This window comes from Pseudomonas sp. NBRC 111138 (genome assembly GCF_001320835.1).
GTDB lineage: Bacteria > Pseudomonadota > Gammaproteobacteria > Pseudomonadales > Pseudomonadaceae > Aquipseudomonas > Aquipseudomonas paracarnis.
This window is the reverse complement of record NZ_BCBO01000057.1, coordinates 1-15,918: the sequence shown is the minus strand read 5'-3', so window position 1 is coordinate 15,918 and position 15,918 is coordinate 1. Positions and strand designations below refer to the sequence as shown.

14 protein-coding genes are annotated in these 15,918 nt (G+C 62.6%); 5 read left to right on the top strand and 9 right to left on the bottom strand.

Features of this window, described 5'->3' with window-relative positions; genetic code table 11:
• The 3 genes from APH41_RS10265 to APH41_RS10255 form a co-directional block, all read right to left on the bottom strand.
• Nucleotides 1-199, bottom strand: a 199-nt coding sequence (locus tag APH41_RS10265; protein ID WP_156359042.1) for a DUF2946 family protein, incomplete at its 3' end; no start/stop codon positions are given.
• Nucleotides 200-623: 424 nt separating this feature from the next.
• On the bottom strand, nt 624-1,343 hold the full coding sequence (locus APH41_RS10260; RefSeq protein ID WP_054918808.1) for a cobalt-precorrin-6A reductase: 720 nt from the start codon (nt 1,341-1,343) through the stop codon (nt 624-626).
• Entirely contained in the window at nt 1,340-2,545 is a 1,206-nt protein-coding gene (locus APH41_RS10255) for a bifunctional cobalt-precorrin-7 (C(5))-methyltransferase/cobalt-precorrin-6B (C(15))-methyltransferase (RefSeq protein ID WP_054918805.1), read from the bottom strand. Before APH41_RS10255 ends, APH41_RS10260 begins: the two co-directional genes overlap by 4 nt.
• A 38-nt stretch (nt 2,546-2,583) precedes the next feature.
• On the opposite strand from APH41_RS10255, the gene cobG reads away from it, so the two are divergent.
• The 5 genes from cobG to APH41_RS10230 all read left to right on the top strand — a co-directional run bounded on the left by cobG (nt 2,584) and on the right by APH41_RS10230 (nt 7,934).
• A complete protein-coding gene (cobG, locus tag APH41_RS10250) occupies nt 2,584-3,930 on the top strand; it encodes a precorrin-3B synthase (protein ID WP_054918801.1) in 1,347 nt (448 codons plus the stop codon).
• On the top strand, nt 3,923-4,549 hold the full coding sequence (locus APH41_RS10245; protein ID WP_034126410.1) for a precorrin-8X methylmutase: 627 nt from the start codon (nt 3,923-3,925) through the stop codon (nt 4,547-4,549). The genes cobG and APH41_RS10245 overlap by 8 nt, the downstream gene beginning before the upstream one ends.
• Nucleotides 4,549-5,280, top strand: coding sequence for a precorrin-2 C(20)-methyltransferase (locus tag APH41_RS10240; RefSeq protein ID WP_054896393.1), 732 nt, complete (start codon nt 4,549-4,551; stop codon nt 5,278-5,280). Before APH41_RS10245 ends, APH41_RS10240 begins: the two co-directional genes overlap by 1 nt.
• Nucleotides 5,280-6,917, top strand: coding sequence for a precorrin-3B C(17)-methyltransferase (gene cobJ, locus APH41_RS10235; protein ID WP_054918797.1), 1,638 nt, complete (start codon nt 5,280-5,282; stop codon nt 6,915-6,917). The genes APH41_RS10240 and cobJ overlap by 1 nt, the downstream gene beginning before the upstream one ends.
• A 237-nt stretch (nt 6,918-7,154) precedes the next feature.
• A complete protein-coding gene (locus APH41_RS10230; protein WP_054918794.1) occupies nt 7,155-7,934 on the top strand; it encodes a hypothetical protein in 780 nt (259 codons plus the stop codon).
• Here the strand turns inward: APH41_RS10230 and APH41_RS10225 are convergent.
• The 6 genes from APH41_RS10225 to APH41_RS10200 all read right to left on the bottom strand — a co-directional run.
• The gene (locus APH41_RS10225) at nt 7,931-8,527 is read right to left on the bottom strand and encodes a MarC family protein (RefSeq protein WP_003171467.1); all 597 of its coding nucleotides are present in this window, start codon (nt 8,525-8,527) and stop codon (nt 7,931-7,933) included. The two genes, APH41_RS10230 and APH41_RS10225, sit on opposite strands and share 4 nt — an antisense overlap.
• Nucleotides 8,528-8,988: 461 nt before the next feature.
• Complete coding sequence (locus APH41_RS10220) at nt 8,989-11,763, bottom strand: hybrid sensor histidine kinase/response regulator (protein WP_034126413.1); 2,775 nt, start codon at nt 11,761-11,763, stop codon at nt 8,989-8,991.
• A 116-nt stretch (nt 11,764-11,879) separates the two neighbouring features.
• The gene (gene purD / locus APH41_RS10215; protein WP_014716727.1) at nt 11,880-13,172 is read right to left on the bottom strand and encodes a phosphoribosylamine--glycine ligase; all 1,293 of its coding nucleotides are present in this window, start codon (nt 13,170-13,172) and stop codon (nt 11,880-11,882) included.
• A 125-nt stretch (nt 13,173-13,297) separates the two neighbouring features.
• Entirely contained in the window at nt 13,298-14,905 is a 1,608-nt protein-coding gene (gene purH, locus APH41_RS10210; RefSeq protein ID WP_034126415.1) for a bifunctional phosphoribosylaminoimidazolecarboxamide formyltransferase/IMP cyclohydrolase, read from the bottom strand.
• Nucleotides 14,906-14,987: 82 nt separating this feature from the next.
• Entirely contained in the window at nt 14,988-15,308 is a 321-nt protein-coding gene (fis, locus tag APH41_RS10205; RefSeq protein WP_002555375.1) for a DNA-binding transcriptional regulator Fis, read from the bottom strand.
• Nucleotides 15,305-15,918, bottom strand: a 614-nt coding sequence (locus APH41_RS10200; protein WP_177333560.1) for a tRNA-dihydrouridine synthase, incomplete at its 5' end; no start/stop codon positions are given. The genes fis and APH41_RS10200, both read right to left, overlap by 4 nt.

The window sequence follows — 15,918 nt, the reverse complement described above, 5'->3', positions numbered from 1 at the left end:
CCGGCGGTGCGGGAATTTCCAGCTTGCCCAGGGCAATCGCCTTGAGGCTCGCGCCATTGGACGAACAGAACCCGCCCCACATCAGACGCTTGACCGGGTCATCGGTCTGCTGCATTGCACTGGCCAACGGCATGGCAAACGCATTGAACAGCACTGCAAGGCAGGCGATCCAGGCAATTGCAAAGCGTTGACGGGCCATGGCGGATAATCCGTAGGGTTAAACGATCAGGCGGGTATTTAGCCTGATCGGGGGGGATAAGTAAAAAGGGCGGGTGTGGTTTGGTGTCGCAGTGTTGGGTTTGAGGATAGACGAGAACGGCCGCTTGCCAATTTTGCAGAAAGGACGCGGCGCACCAGGCGGGCTGATCGTTCCCACGCTCTGCGTGGGAATGCCGCGTTGGACGCTCTGCGTCCGCTTTTAAAGCCGTGACGCGGAGCATCACAGGATGCATTCCCACGCGGAGCGTGGGAACGATCAAGTCAGGTATAGGGCTTTTTCCAGCCAATGGTTGCGCAGTTGATTGAGCTAGCGCCTTGGCTGGCTGATCTACTACCATCATTTGATAACGCAATTCCAAAGTGTGGGAGCGAGCAAGCACGCTCCCACATTGGATAGGTGGTGTTTAGAAAAGAGTGATTGCTTGTAGCAACGCCGGCACTGCTGTGAACTCTCGATCTACGGCAGCCAACACCGGCCGCTTCAACACCAACACCGGCACCCCACGCTCACGCGCCACTTCCAGCTTCGGCTCGGTGGCGGTGCTGCCGCTGTTCTTGCTGATCAGCACATCAATCCGCCGTTCTTCGAATAACGTCCGTTCATCCTCGATCAAAAACGGCCCGCGTGCGCCGATCACCTCACAGCGCTCGTTGCCGGGATACACATCCAGCGCGCGCAAGGTCCAGAACTGATCGGCGGGGATTTCGTCGAGGTGCTGCAAGGGTTCGCGACCCAAGGTGAACAGCGGGCGCTTGAAGGGTTTGAGCGCTTCGACCAGTTCGGCCCAGTCGGCGACCTCTCGCCAATCATCCCCCGGCTGCGGCTGCCACGCCGGGCGTCTTAATGCCCAGCAAGGTACGCCGCATACCCTTGCAGCCTCGGCCGCGTTGCGGCTGATCTGCGCCGCATACGGGTGCGTGGCATCAAGGATCAGGCTGATGCGTTCGTTACGTACAAACTGCGCCAGGCCTTCACTACCGCCGTAGCCGCCGACCCGCACCTGGCAGGTGAGGTCGGAGGGTACGCGGCCCACACCGGCCAGGCTGTAGACGTGTTCCGGCCCCAAGGTACGGGCGATGGCCAGCGCTTCCGTGACCCCGCCCAGTAATAGAATCCTTTTCATAGCGGCTTGATCACTTCCAGCAACGTGATCGGCAGCGCCTGGCGCCAGGTATCGAACTCGCCCAGGGGCTGCGCCTGGGCCACGTGGATGCGGGTCAGTTCACCGCCATGCTCGGCGCGCCAGTTCATCAAGGTCATTTCGCTTTGCAGGGTCACGGCATTGGCAACCAGGCGGCCACCGGGGCGCAGGTGTTGCCAGCAGGTGTCGAGCACGCCGTCGCGGGTGACGCCGCCGCCGATAAAGATGGCGTCCGGCGTTTCCAGGCCGCTTAACGCCTCCGGCGCCTTGCCGCGAATCAGTTGCAGGCCGGGCACGCCGAGGGCGTCGCGGTTGTGTTCGATCAGGCTTTGTCGGCCTGCGTCGGCTTCGATCGCGAAGGCGCGACAGCTGGGATGGGTGCGCATCCATTCAATACCGATGGAGCCACTGCCCGCGCCTACGTCCCATAACAGTTCGCCCGGCATGGGCGCGAGGCGGGCGAGGGTCATGGCGCGCACATCGCGTTTGGTCAGTTGGCCGTCGTGCTTGAAAGCTGCGTCGGGCAAGCCTGCAAGGCGCGACAGACGCGGTGCGTTCGCATCCGCCAGGCAGTCGATGGCGATCAGGTTCAAATCGGCAACCGCCGTGGGCTCCCACGCTTGCGCATGCCCGTCGATACGCCGCTCAGCCGGGCCGCCCAAGTGTTCAAACATAGTTATCCGACTGGGGCCAAAGCCGCGCTCGGCCAACAACGCCGCAATCAACGCGGGGCTGTTGCCGTCATTGCTCAACACCAACAAGCGCACGCCACTGGCCAGATGCGCATTAAGTGCCGCCACCGGACGGGCCACCACGGATAACGTCACCACCTCCTGCAACGGCCAGCCCAGGCGCGCCGCCGCCAGGGATACCGACGATGGCGCGGGCAAAATCAACAACTCTTCAGCTGGCACTTGCCGCGCCAGGCTGGCGCCGACGCCATAGAACATCGGATCGCCACTGGCCAGAACGCACACGGGCTCCCCGCGCCGCGACAACACTGGCTCCAGGGAAAACGGGCTCGGCCACACTTGGCGTTCGCCACGAATACACACCGGCAACAGGTCCAACTGGCGTTGGCCGCCTATAATCCGCGTGGCGCGCAACAGGGCATGCCGGGCATTTCTGCCCAGGCCTTTGAAGCCGTCTTCACCGATGCCTACAACCGTCAGCCAGGGCGACATATCAATTCCTTGAACGACATCCGACGGGCAGGCTTTTCATGCCGCCGGACAAAGCAGGCATAATACCGCGCCTTTACCCGTCAACCGGTAGCCCCGTGAACCCAACGCCCGCTGTGAATACCTTGCGCCCCTCGGCTTGTCCGGGGTTGCTGCGTATTGTCCAGGCGTTGGACGGTGGCATTTGCCGAGTCAAATTGGCGGGCGGCGCGATCACTGCCGCCCAGGCCCACGCCTTGGCGGACGCGGCCCAGGCGTATGCGGGCGGGGTGATTGAGGCGACCAACCGCGCCAACCTGCAGATCCGCGGCATCGGCGCCGAGCAGGAGGCGTTGATCGCCCGACTACTGGCGGCGGGCCTGGGCCCCAGCAACGCGGGCGGTGACGACGTGCGCAACCTGATGCTCAGCCCCAGCGCTGGCATTGACCCGCAGATGCTGTTCGACACCCGCCCGCTGGCCGCGCAGATCCTCGCCACCCTGGAGAACCATCCGCGTTTCCATGAACTGTCGGCCAAGTTCGCGGTGCAACTCGATGGCGGCGAAGACCTGGCGATGCTCGAGCATCACCACGACCTGTGGTTGTCGGCCTTCGTACGCCATGGCGAAACCCTGCTCGCGTTCGGCCTGGCCGGCTGTCCGGGCCTGGATGCGCCCCTGGCCGCCGTGCCTTTGAACCAGGGGCATGGGTTGGTCGTGGCCGTGCTGGAAGCGTTTCTGGACCTCGCCACCCCAGAACAAACGCGCATGCGCCATTTGTCTGTGGATAACGTGCTGAACCATTTGCGCTTGCCGTTGCTGCCAGCCGACGGCTTCATACGCCCGCCCAGCGACGCGTCGCTCCAGGTGGGCACTTATCCACAAGTGCAAAAGAATCAGTTCTACGTCGCCGCCCTCGCGCCATTGGGCCGCCTGAACCCGGCGATGCTCAAGGGCGCCGCACAACTGGCCAGTGACTATGGGGACGGCACCTTGCGCTTCACCCCTTGGCAAGGCGTGCTGGTGCCCAACGTCGAAAAGCCTCACGCCGTGACCGAGCGCCTGGCGCAACTGGGCTTTATCTGCTCGCTCGGCCACCCGCTGGCGCGCATGATTGCCTGCACCGGTTCCAGCGGCTGCGCAAAAGGCTTGGCCGACACCAAGGCCGACGCCGTGCAACTGGCCGCTCTGCAACCGGGCGTTGAGGTGCATCTGTCCGGCTGCCTGCGCTCCTGCGCTGCCGCGCACACCGCGCCAGTCACCTTGCTGGCGGTGAGCCCCGGCCACTACGACCTCTATTTTTGCGATGCAACCCAGCCTGGTTTTGGCCGGCTTCACGCGCGCACTCTTTCCATTGAAGCGGCGGGCGCCCTGTTGCGCGCTCGTCCACGGAGCAACACCGATGATTGATTACATCCGCGACGGTCAGGAGATCTATCGCAACTCCTTCGCCATTATTCGCGCGGAAGCCAAGTTGGACCGCATCCCGGCCGATTTGGAAAAACTCGCGGTGCGGGTGATCCATGCGTGCGGCATGGTCGAGGCCATCGACGGTCTGCAATTCTCCGAAGGTGCGGGCAAGGCCGGGCGCGATGCGCTGGCCGCTGGCGCGCCGATTCTGTGCGATGCGCGGATGGTCTCCGAAGGCGTGACCCGCGCGCGCCTGCCAGCCAATAACCCAGTGATCTGCACCCTGCGCGACGACAGCGTGCCGGAGCTGGCGCGGGAACTGGGCAATACCCGTTCCGCCGCCGCCCTTGAACTGTGGCGCCCGCATCTGGAAGGCAGTGTGGTGGTGATCGGCAACGCGCCGACCGCGTTGTTCTATCTGTTGGAAATGCTCGATGCCGGTGCGCCGAAGCCGGCGTTGATCCTGGGTTTTCCGGTGGGCTTTGTCGGCGCCGCCGAATCCAAGGCCATGCTCGCTGCTGATAGTCGTGGGGTGCCGTTCGTGATCATGCAAGGTCGCCTGGGCGGCAGCGCCATGGCTGCCGCCGCCGTCAATGCCCTGGCCACGGAGGTTGAATAATGCAGGTGCGCGGACGTTTGATCGGCCTGGGCGTCGGCCCCGGTGACCCGGAACTGATTACCCTCAAAGCCCTGCGCCTGCTGCGTGAATCGCCGGTGGTGGCGTACTTCGTGGCCAAGGGCAAGAAGGGCAACGCCTTCGGCATCATCGAGGACCACCTGGTGCCGCAACAGACCCTGATGCCGCTGGTGTACCCGGTAACCACCGAAGTGCTGCCGGCGCCGCTGTCCTACGAGCAGGTGATCAGCGACTTCTACGACAATGCCAGCCTCGACGTGGCCGCGCACCTGGACGCGGGCCGCGACGTGGCGGTGATCTGCGAAGGTGACCCGTTTTTCTACGGCTCCTACATGTACCTGCATGACCGCCTGGCCGAGCGCTACGAGGCCCAGGTGATTCCAGGTGTGTGCTCGATGCTCGGTGGTGCCTCGGTACTCGGCGCGCCGTTGGTGTATCGCAATCAGAGCTTGTCGGTGCTCTCGGGCGTATTGCCCCATGAGGATCTCAAGCGCCGCCTGGCCGATGCCGATGCCGCAGTGATCATGAAGCTGGGGCGCAACTTCCCGAAAGTGCGCCAGGTGTTGGAAGAGCTGGGTCTGGCCGAGCGGGCGTTGTACGTGGAACGCGCGACCATGGCCAACCAGAAGATCGTGTCGCTGGATCAGGTGGAGCCGATGTCGTCGCCGTATTTCTCACTGATCATCGTGCCCGGTGAACGGTGGCAAGGTTGATGACCCCGGCGATTGTGATTCTGGGTCAAGGCAGCCTGGCGACTGCGCGCAAGCTCCAACAGGTTTACCCCGGCGCGTTGATCCACGGTTTGGCCACACGGGTTGAGGGGGCAGACCGTACCTACAGCGAATTCGGCGCGACCTTGCGTCAGCTCTATCAGCAGGGCACGCCACTAATTGCCCTGTGCGCCGCGGGCATTGTGATTCGCACCCTGGCACCGTTGCTGCTGGAAAAGGGTGAAGAACCCGCCGTGCTGGCCGTGGCTGAAGACGGCAGCGCTGTGGTGCCGTTGCTCGGTGGCCTGGGGGGCGTAAACCTCATGGCGCGCGATATTGCGGCAGCGCTCGGCGTGTCCGCCGCCATCACCACCAGCGGCGAGTTGCGTTTTGGCACCTGCCTGCTCAACCCGCCGGCGGGCTATCAACTGGCCGACATCGAGCTGGGCAAACGCTTTGTCTGCGACCTTCTGGCCGGCGAAAGCGTGCGCATTGAAGGCGCGGCGCCATGGCTGGAGGACGCTAACCTGCCTCAGGATCAACAGGCGCGCCTGGCGATTCATGTGGGCAGTGCCGAGCGCACACCGGCAGCCAACGAGTTGCTGATTTACCCGCAGAATGTCTACGCCACCTGCCGGCCGGGTGCGCAGTTGGCCGAGCGTGTGCGCTCGGCGTTGCAGGAGGCTGGCGTGGCCGTGCAATCCCTGGCCTGCCTGCTGGCCAGCGACCTGCAGATGGCTGACGCGTCCTTGCATGAAGCCGCGTCGGCCTTGGGTGTACCGCTGCGTTTTGCCGTACTGGAACCCGTTGCGGACATCAGTATCACCGTGGCCGAGCAGCCCTTGGATCTGTCACAGGTTGGGCGCCCCCGCGGGCGTCTGGCGGTGATTGGCCTGGGCCCCGGCGCTGCTGAATTGATGGTGCCGGCGGTGAAGGCGGAACTGGCGCGTTGCACCGATGTGCTGGGGTATGAAACCTACGTGCGCATGGCCGGGCCGTTCCGGGACGACCAAGTGCAACACTGCACTGACAACCGCGAAGAAATGCAGCGCGCCCGCCACGCCTTCGAGCTAGCCGCGCAAGGCCGCTCGGTGGTGGTGGTGTCCTCTGGTGACCCGGGTGTATTCGCCATGGCCGCGGCGGTGATCGAGGCGCTGCACGAGTCCAGCGAGCCGGCCTGGCATCAGGTCGACCTGGAAATCCTGCCGGGGGTTTCCGCTTCGCTGGCCACCGCTGCCCAGGCGGGCGCGCCGCTGGGGCATGACTTCTGTGTGATGTCGCTGTCGGATAATCTCAAGCCCTGGGCGATCATCGAAAAACGCCTGGACCTGGCTTCCCAGGCCGACCTGGCCTTGGCGTTCTACAACCCGATCTCCAGGTCGCGGCCTTGGCAACTGGGACGCGCCCTGGAGATCGTCGCGCTGCATCGCACGCCGCAGACGCCGGTGGTGCTGGGCCGTGACATCGGTCGTCCAGGCCAGACGCTAAGCGTCACTACCTTGGGGCAACTGACGCCCGAGCAGGTGGACATGCGCACCATGGTGCTGATCGGTTCATCCACCACCTGTGTGTTCCCGCGCGCGGGTGGCGGCGAGTGGGTGTACACACCACGTTGGTATGGCGACAAACCCAACTCCTGAAAACAGCCCGGTTGGCTGCCGGAAAGCTCCGAATAACCCAGGGATTCCCCTGGCGTTGTTCGGGGCTTTTTCTTTTTTATGCGATGAAAACCGCACGCCTGCCCGCCGCGCCTTGTCATTGCTGGACGCTGGTTTTGGGCGGGGCAGTCCAAGGGATGTTTATCGCATGGAAACCCCGCTGCTCCCTGGACTAGGGTGGAAGCAAGCCCCATGTGGGGTGCTTGTGGAGAACAGAAAATGGAGCGACGTCACAGAAGGATCAACAGTAAAAAAAGGCGCAAGTTGATTGCCGCCTACAAATTGCCGGGCGCACCTGCCAGGCAGGCCGCTTGCGCGCTGGATAGCGACGATGATTGCAATGCGGCCGTGGTCAACAACGGGGTGATTTCATTTGCCGAAGGCTTGTCGGCGTTGAACCGCGAATACGTACGCAAAAGCTATCTGCTGGCCAGCAGTTATGTGAGCGATGTGCTGAACGTCCAGCGGGGCAGCGAGGCGTGGTACGAGGAATTTATCAAGGTGATGGTCAGCCTGGGGTGGCTGCCGCTGCGCAGTCGCTTTGAACGGGTCTCGCGTGCGGGCAAGGGCCTGACGGTGCAACTGGCGGCGCTGAATATCATCGCCTCGATGCTGACGTCGACGGCGCTGTTCGGGCCACTGCTTAGCGCCTTGCCCAAGCTGGCCGCCGATGCGCTGGATGCATTGAAGCGTCAGCCAGCGTCTTTCGAGCTGTTCAAGCGCAATTGCGCGGTGCATGAGGGCGGCGATTTCGGCCTGGCCTCCTGCGCTGAAACAGACGGCGAGTTGATCATGGTGCTGGTGACCTACAGCACCCATGGTGTGGATAAACAGGTGGGCCTGCCCTTCCTGGAGTGGGATAGCTCCTCGTTCGAGGCCTTCAGCGGGCAGACTTGCCTGGTGCTCAATACCTCTATGGTCAACGAGAAAACCATCCAACTGATGCGCGAAAGCGCCGGTGACAAAGTGGAAATGGCTATCGCCAAATACCGGATCTAGGGCACCAGGTAGCCGCGTACCCCGGTAAAAATGATTTGCGCGGCCAGGGCGCAGACGAACAGGCCCATCAACCGGCTGACAATCTGCAAGCCCTGGTCGCCGAGAATGCGTTCGATACGGTTGGACAGGTACAGCACCACGCCCACCGTCAGGCTGGCCAGGGCAATACTGAGGATGGCGGTAAGCTTGTCGTCCCAGTGTGGTTGGCTGACGCCCATCACCAGCAAGGCGCCGATGGTGCCGGGGCCGACGGTGAGAGGGATGGTCAGCGGCACGATGGTCACGTCCTGCTGCACGTTGTCGGTCTGCACCGCCGACTTGCCCTGGGCCATGCCCAGGGCGGAGATAAACAACACGCTGCCGGCGCCGATACGGAACGCGTCGACGGTAATGCCGAACACACTGAAAATCACCCGGCCAAACAGGTAGAGCAGCACGCTCGATACCAGGGTGGCCAGTGCAACTTTCCACGCCAGGCGTCGACGCTCCTTGCTGGAGTAGCCACGGGTCAGGCTGATAAAGCAGGACAGCACAAAGAACGGGCTGTAGAGCACCAGCATCTTCAGGTAAACGCTGAATAACACATGGAGCATGAGGGCGGCTCGCGGGCGGGGAAAGTGTGGAGGAGTCTATCCGACACAGATCAAATGTGGGAGCTGGCTTGCCTGCGATAGCGGTGGGTGTGATCGTTCCCACGCTCTGCGTGGGAATACATCCAGTGACGCCCTGCGTCGCGTTCAAGCAGGACGCGGAGCGTCCCGGGCGGCATTCCCACGCGGAGCGTGGGAACGATCATCACGGGCTGTAGAGCACCAGTATCTTCAGGTAAACGCTGAATAACACATGGAGCATGGGGGCGGCTCGCGGGCGGGGAAAGTGTGGAGGAGTCTATCCGACACAGATCAAATGTGAGAGCTGGCTTGCCTGCGATAGTGGTGGGTGTGATCGTTCCCACGCTCTGCGTGGGAATGCATCCAGTGACGCTCTGCGTCGCGTTCAAGCAGGACGCGGAGCGTCCCGGGCGGCATTCCCACGCGGAGCGTGGGAACGATCATCAGGAAAGGGTGCTGTGCTCAGGGCGCTGTTGGCGCTGCGCCACCCAGTAGTCCACCAGCTCGCGCAGCTGCGACAGTTCCACCGGCTTGGCCATATGCCCGTCCATGCCTGCCTGGCGTGCGCGTTCTTTGTGTTCCGACAGGATATGCGCGGTGAGCGCCACCACTGGCGTGCGCACGCGTTGGTGGCTGACTTCCCATGCCCGCAGTTGCTGTGTGGCGGAGAAGCCATCGAGAATCGGCATTTCGCAGTCCATCAATACCAGGTCATAGCGCTGGGCTTTCATCGCTTGCAGCGCTTCTTCGCCGTTGCTGGCGGTGTCCGGGTCGAGATTGAGCTTGCCGAGCATGCCGCGAATCACTTTGGTGGAAATGCTGTTGTCTTCGGCTACCAGGATGCGGAAATCGCTGGGCACGGTCATGGCTGCCGGTGCGCTGGGGGCCGGGCGTGCTACGGGGGCGCCTTTGCTGCGCTGGGCCAGTTCATCGGCCAGGGTGGTCTTGAGGGTGTAGCCAGCCACCGGTTTGGCGAGGATGCGCTTGATCCCGCAGTTGCGCGCAATGATCTTGCTCGGTGCGTTACTGATTCCGGTGAGCATGATCAGCAGGATGTCGTGGTTCAGGCTCGGGTCTTCCTTGATTTTCGCCGCCAGTTGCATGCCGGTCATGCCGGGCATGTTCTGGTCCAGCAGTACCACGTCGAAATAATCACGCAGGTGCGCCTTGGTGCGCAGCAGCGCCAGGGCCTCCTTGCCCGAAGGCACGGCGCTGACGTTCAGGCCCCAGGCCGTGCATTGTTGCACCAGGACTTTGCGGCAGGTGTCGTTGTCGTCCACCACCAGCACGCGGGCGTCCTTGAGCGGGCCGTCGAGGTCGCTGGTCGGGTGTTCCAGGCGTTCCGGGTCCAGCGGCAGGGTCAGCCACAGGGTACTGCCCTGGTGGCTCCCACTCTTGACGCCGAACTCGCCGTTCATCAACAAGATCAGCTGGCGTGCGATGACCAAGCCCAAGTGGCCGCTCAAGCGCGTCGCCGAAAGGAAGTTCTTGCTGTGCAGTTCGCTGTGCAACAGGGCGTCGCGTTCGGCAGCTTCCATGGGCACGCCGCTGTCTTGCACGGCAATGCGCAGGCGTGGCTTGGTGCTGCGCTCATCCAGGGCGACAACGATCAGCACTTCGCCTTCATCGGTTTTGTGCAGGGCGTTTTCCAGAAGGCTCAGTAAAGCCTGGCGCAGTCGCGTCGGGTCACCGCTGATCACTCGTGGTACCTGGGGTTGGATGAAGCTGATCAGCTCGACATTCTGTTGCTCGGCCTTGGCGCGGAAGATGCTCAGGCAGTCGTCGATCAATGCATTGAGATCGAACTGCACATCATCGAGTTCGATCTGCCCGGATTCGAGCTTGGAAATGTCGAGAATCTCGTTGATCAGGGTGAGCAACTCATTACCGGCGCTGTGGATGGTCTGCACATAGTCGCGTTGCTTCACCGACAACGGCGTGCCCAGCAGCAACTCGGTCATGCCCAGCACACCGTTCATGGGCGTGCGGATTTCGTGGCTGATCTTCGCCAGGAACTCGGCTTTGGCGGCGATTTCGGCATTGCTGGCCGCCAGGTCGCGGCTCAGGCTGAAACGGGTTTCGACAATGGCGCGCTGGCGCTCGCCGAGGGCCAGGCTCATCAGCAGGCCACTGAGGCAGATAAAGCTCAACAGGGTGACGATCAGCCCCTGTGGCGCCACCAGGGTAAGGCCGAGCAGTGCGGGCAGAATGATCAGCGTGCCGATGTTGAACACCACCATGGCCGCCACGAACAAGCGCGCCGGGCGGTAGCCTTTTTGCCAGTGATAGGCCGAGACAAACAGCATGCTCAGGCCCGCCAGCGCGACCAGGGCATAGGTGATGATGTTCAGCGGCAAGGTGTTGACGAACAACAGGAGCAGGCCGCACAGGATGATCAGCAGGATGTCGGCCATCAACACTTTGTTCAGCGGGTGCGGGCCCAGGGGCATGAAGAAGCGGTAGGCGAACATCAGCCCACAGGGTGCGGTCAGCAGCAGGGCCAGGTAGGCCCCGGGGGTCTGGATTGCGTGCCAGTTCGGCAGCCATGGCCCCACCAGGTTGAGCAACAGCGCCAGGCTGAGCATCAACAGGAACTCGCACGCGGCCAGCCACAGGCTGCTGCGCGAGCGGTGGTAGGCGAAGCGCGTGAGGTTGTGCAGGATCAGCATCGACAGCACGCCGAACAGCAGGCCGTAGATCAGCGTCTGGTTCTGGTTGGCGGCGGCCAGCACCGCTGGTTCCAGGGTGATGTAAGGGCGCAGCTCGTGTTCCGAGACCAGGCGCAGGTATACCTCCAGTGGCCGTTGGCTCTGAGGCATCGGCAGCATGAAGTCACTGCTGGGCAACGAGCGCTCAGCCTGGGGTTGGCGTGTGCCGGTGGTTTGTTGCTCCACCAGGGTGTCGCCGTCCAGCACATACAGGCTCAGGCTGGAGAGGTCCGGGGCGAACACCCGCAGCACTTGTTCGTGCTTGCCGGGCTGCAACCTGAAACGCACCCACAACGCACCGTCCGGCTGCGCGGCGGTGATCCGGTCCAGTTCGATGGGGCTGAATTGATTGGTATAGCGGGCGGAACGGATATCGCTCAGTTGCAGGTCGGCCTGTTCATCAAGCAATACTGCCCAGCCACTGCCTTGCGCAGCGGCCTGGGCCGGTAGCAAGCAGAGCAGGGTCAGCAGACTGATTGTGAAACCTATGGCGATCCTGAGCCAGCGCACGGCGAAATCCCTTCGGTAGGTGGATGCACGGGTTAACTATGCGCGGGGCAACAGGGTACGGCAAGGGCCAAAGGCCCTTACCTAACCGAACGGATAGCTACTGCAAGTGTAGCTGCTCAGTTGTTCTCACCGCGTTCGCGGGCAATGGCACGGTAGCCAATGTCGGTGCGGTAGAAGCAGCCCTTCCAGTCGATTTTCGCCGCCAGTTTGTATGCCTGTTGTTGCGCGGCATCGACACTGGCACCCATCGCGGTGGCGCACAACACGCGGCCACCGGCGGTTACAACTTTGCCGTCCTTGAGCGCGGTGCCTGCATGGAACACCTTGCCTTCCAGCGCAGCGGCGGCGTCGAGGCCTTCGATCACATCGCCCTTGGCGTAGTCGGCAGGGTAGCCACCGGCCGCCAGCACAATCCCAACGCTAGGACGTGGGTCCCACTGCGCTTCGACCTTGTCCAGGGCCTGGGCGAGGGCGGCTTCCACCAGCAGCACCAGGCTCGATTGCAGGCGCAGCATCACCGGTTGGGTTTCCGGATCGCCGAAGCGGCAGTTGAACTCGATGACTTTGGGGTTACCGGCTTTGTCGATCATCAGGCCGGCATAGAGGAAACCGGTGTACACGTTGCCTTCATCCGCCATGCCGCGCACGGTTGGCCAGATCACCAGGTCCATGACGCGCTGGTGGACGTCGGCGGTGACAACGGGCGCCGGGGAGTAGGCACCCATGCCGCCGGTGTTCGGGCCACTGTCGCCGTTGCCGACGCGCTTGTGGTCCTGGCTGGTGGCCATCGGCAATACGTTCTTGCCGTCGACCATCACGATAAAACTGGCTTCCTCGCCGTCGAGGAACTCCTCGATGACTACGCGTGAACCGGCGTCACCAAAGGCATTGCCGGCGAGCATGTCGCGCACGGCGTCTTCGGCTTCCTGCAGGGTCATGGCGACGATCACGCCTTTGCCGGCAGCCAGGCCATCGGCCTTGATCACGATCGGTGCGCCTTTCTCACGCAGGTAAGCCAGGGCCGGTTCGATCTCGGTGAAGTTCTGGTAGTCGGCCGTCGGGATCTTGTGGCGAGCCAGGAAGTCCTTGGTAAAGGCTTTCGAGCCTTCCAGCTGGGCGGCGCCAGCGGTAGGGCCAAAGCAATCCAGGCCACGGCTGCGGAACAGATCGACGACGCCTGCTACCAGTGGCACTTCCGGGCCGACGATGGTCAGGGAAACATTCTTTTCGGCAAAATCCGCCAACTGCTCCAGGGCCAGCACGTCGATGGCGACGTTTTCGCACTTGGCTTCGATGGCGGTGCCGGCGTTGCCGGGGGCCACGAAGACTTTCTGCACGCGTGGGTCCTGGGCTACTTTCCAGGCCAGGGCGTGTTCACGGCCACCGCTGCCAATGATCAAAACATTCATTTCAAAAACCTCGTTAGGATGATCGTTCCCACGCTCTGCGTGGGAATGCCTCTACGGACGCTCTGCGTCCGAGGGACGCGGAGCGTCCCTGGCTGCGTTCCCACGCGGAGCGTGGGAACGATCAATCAGTGGCGGAAGTGGCGCATGCCGGTGAAGACCATCGCAATGCCAGCTTCATCAGCGGCGGCGATGACTTCTGCATCACGCATCGAACCGCCCGGTTGGATCACGGCGGTCACGCCAGCTTTCGCGGCGTTGTCCAGGCCGTCACGGAACGGGAAGAACGCATCGGAAGCCATCACCGAACCCACCACCTGCAAACCGGCATGTTCAGCCTTGATCGCGGCGATACGTGCCGAGTTCACGCGGCTCATCTGGCCAGCGCCGACACCGATGGTCTGGCGGTTCTTGGCGTAGACGATGGCGTTGGACTTGACGTATTTGGCCACTTTCCAGGCGAAGATCAGGTCGTTGATCTCTTGCTCGGTCGGCGCGCGCTTGGTCACGACTTTCAGGTCATCGCTGCCGATCATGCCGATGTCGCGGCTCTGTACCAGCAGGCCGCCATTGACGCGCTTGTAGTCCCAGGCCGCGGCGCGGTCTGCCGACCACTCGCCACAGGCCAGCAGGCGCACGTTGGCTTTGGCGGCGACGATGGCGCGGGCTTCTTCGCTGACGCTTGGAGCGATGATCACTTCGACGAACTGACGCTCGACGATGGCCTTGGCGGTCTCGGCATCCAGTTCGCGGTTGAAGGCAATGATGCCGCCGAATGCGGATTCGGTGTCGGTGGCGTAGGCCAGTTCGTACGCCTGGCGGATACCGCCTTCAGCGTCCGGGCTGACGGCCACGCCGCACGGGTTGGCGTGCTTGACGATCACGCAGGCCGGCTTGACGAAGCTCTTTACGCATTCCAGCGCGGCGTCAGTGTCGGCCACGTTGTTGTAGGAGAGTTCTTTGCCTTGCAGTTGAGTGGCGGTGGCGATGCCCACTTCGGCCGGCTTGGCTTCCACGTAGAACGCCGCACTCTGGTGCGGGTTCTCGCCGTAGCGCATTTCCTGGGCCTTGATGAACTGGCTGTTGAAGGTGCGCGGGAACTGGCTGCGACCTTCTGTGCTCAGGGTGTCAGCTGCTTGGTTCACGGTGCCCATGTAGTTGGCGATCATGCCGTCATAGGCGGCGGTGTGTTCGAACGCCTTGAGCATCAGGTCGAAGCGCTGGGCGTAGGTCAGGCCACCGGCCTTGAGGTTTTCCAGGACGTTGGCGTAGTCGCTGGCATTGACCACGATGGCCACGTCCTTATGGTTCTTGGCCGCCGAGCGCACCATGGTCGGGCCGCCGATATCGATGTTTTCGATGGCGGTCGGCAGGTCGCAGCCTGGCTTGTTGATGGTGGCTTCGAACGGGTAGAGGTTAACGGCCACCAGGTCGATCGGCTTGATGCCGTGCTCGGTCATGATGGCGTCGTCGATGCCGCGACGGCCGAGGATGCCGCCGTGGATTTTCGGGTGCAGGGTCTTGACGCGACCGTCCATCATTTCTGCGAAACCGGTGTAGTCCGCGACTTCTACTGCGGCCACGCCGTTGTCCTGCAGCAGTTTGAAGGTCCCGCCCGTGGAGAGGATTTCCACACCCAGGGCTTCCAGCTCCCGGGCAAATTCAAGGATCCCGGTCTTGTCGGAAACACTGATCAAGGCACGGCGGATCGGCAGGCGGGTGGTCTGGTCGGTCATCTCAATTTCCATCAAAAGCAAAGGAAGTCAGCAAAAAAGGCGACCGGTTTTACGCGGGCGCCTTTCTGGTTTGATTGAATGCTTACAGCAAATCGTACTGCTTGAGCTTTTTGCGCAAGGTGCCACGGTTGAGGCCCAGCAGCTCACTGGCTTTGGTCTGGTTGCCCTTGACGTAGTTCATCACGCTTTCGAGCAAGGGCGCCTCGACTTCGGAGAGCACCAGGTTGTACACATCCGTGACGGAAGCGCCCTCAAGGTGGGCGAAATAATTGTGCAGCGCCTTCTCGACACTCCCGCGAAGGGTCTGGCCTTCTTCGCTGGGCGTGTTGAGGTGCTGTTTCAAATTGACGTTGTCGCTCACGGGTGTTGTTCCACTCACTAAAGTCTCGGTCATCATCGTCATGCGGCCACCCCTTCTCCATCCCCTGTTCCCAGGCTCTTGTCGCGTCCGGCGAAGAACTCACGAACGGTGGCGACCTGTGCCTGCGTTTCATCCAAACGATTGAACTGAGCGCGGAATTCCTTGGCGCCCGGCAAGGTGGCGAGATACCAGCCGACATGCTTGCGAGCAATGCGTACTCCCATCACGTCCCCATAGAAGGCGTGCAGGGCGGTCAGATGCTCTAGCAGAATACGTTCCACCTCGACCAACTCTGGTGCCGGCAAGACTTCACCAGTACGCAGGAAATGCTCGATTTCACGAAAAATCCACGGCCGCCCCTGGGCGGCCCGGCCAATCAACAAGCCATCGGCACCGGTCGCGTGCAGCACGCGCCGGGCTTTCTCGGCACTGTCGATGTCGCCATTGGCAAAGACGGGCATCGACACGGCCTGCTTGATCGCGGCAATGGTGTCGTACTCGGCTTCACCGGTATAAAGGTCGGCGCGGGTACGGCCATGCACCGCCAGCGCTGTAATGCCTGCCTGTTCAGCGATCTTCGCCACCGTCAGGCCATTCTTGTTGTCCCGGTCCCAACCGGTACGAATCTTCAGGGTCACCGGTACATCCACTG

Bases quoted from the DNA above. Each gene is read 5' to 3' on its own strand.
- APH41_RS10230 (WP_054918794.1), top strand. From the start codon at position 7,155: ATGGAGCGACGTCACAGAAGGATCAACAGTAAAAAAAGGCGCAAGTTG.
- purD (WP_014716727.1), bottom strand. From the start codon at position 13,172: ATGAATGTTTTGATCATTGGCAGCGGTGGCCGTGAACACGCCCTGGCC.
- purH (WP_034126415.1), bottom strand. From the start codon at position 14,905: ATGACCGACCAGACCACCCGCCTGCCGATCCGCCGTGCCTTGATCAGT.
- APH41_RS10245 (WP_034126410.1), top strand. From the start codon at position 3,923: ATGATTGATTACATCCGCGACGGTCAGGAGATCTATCGCAACTCCTTC.
- fis (WP_002555375.1), bottom strand. From the start codon at position 15,308: ATGACGATGATGACCGAGACTTTAGTGAGTGGAACAACACCCGTGAGC.
- APH41_RS10260 (WP_054918808.1), bottom strand. From the start codon at position 1,343: ATGAAAAGGATTCTATTACTGGGCGGGGTCACGGAAGCGCTGGCCATC.
- APH41_RS10255 (WP_054918805.1), bottom strand. From the start codon at position 2,545: ATGTCGCCCTGGCTGACGGTTGTAGGCATCGGTGAAGACGGCTTCAAA.
- cobG (WP_054918801.1), top strand. From the start codon at position 2,584: ATGCCGCCGGACAAAGCAGGCATAATACCGCGCCTTTACCCGTCAACC.
- cobJ (WP_054918797.1), top strand. From the start codon at position 5,280: ATGACCCCGGCGATTGTGATTCTGGGTCAAGGCAGCCTGGCGACTGCG.
- APH41_RS10240 (WP_054896393.1), top strand. From the start codon at position 4,549: ATGCAGGTGCGCGGACGTTTGATCGGCCTGGGCGTCGGCCCCGGTGAC.
- APH41_RS10225 (WP_003171467.1), bottom strand. From the start codon at position 8,527: ATGCTCCATGTGTTATTCAGCGTTTACCTGAAGATGCTGGTGCTCTAC.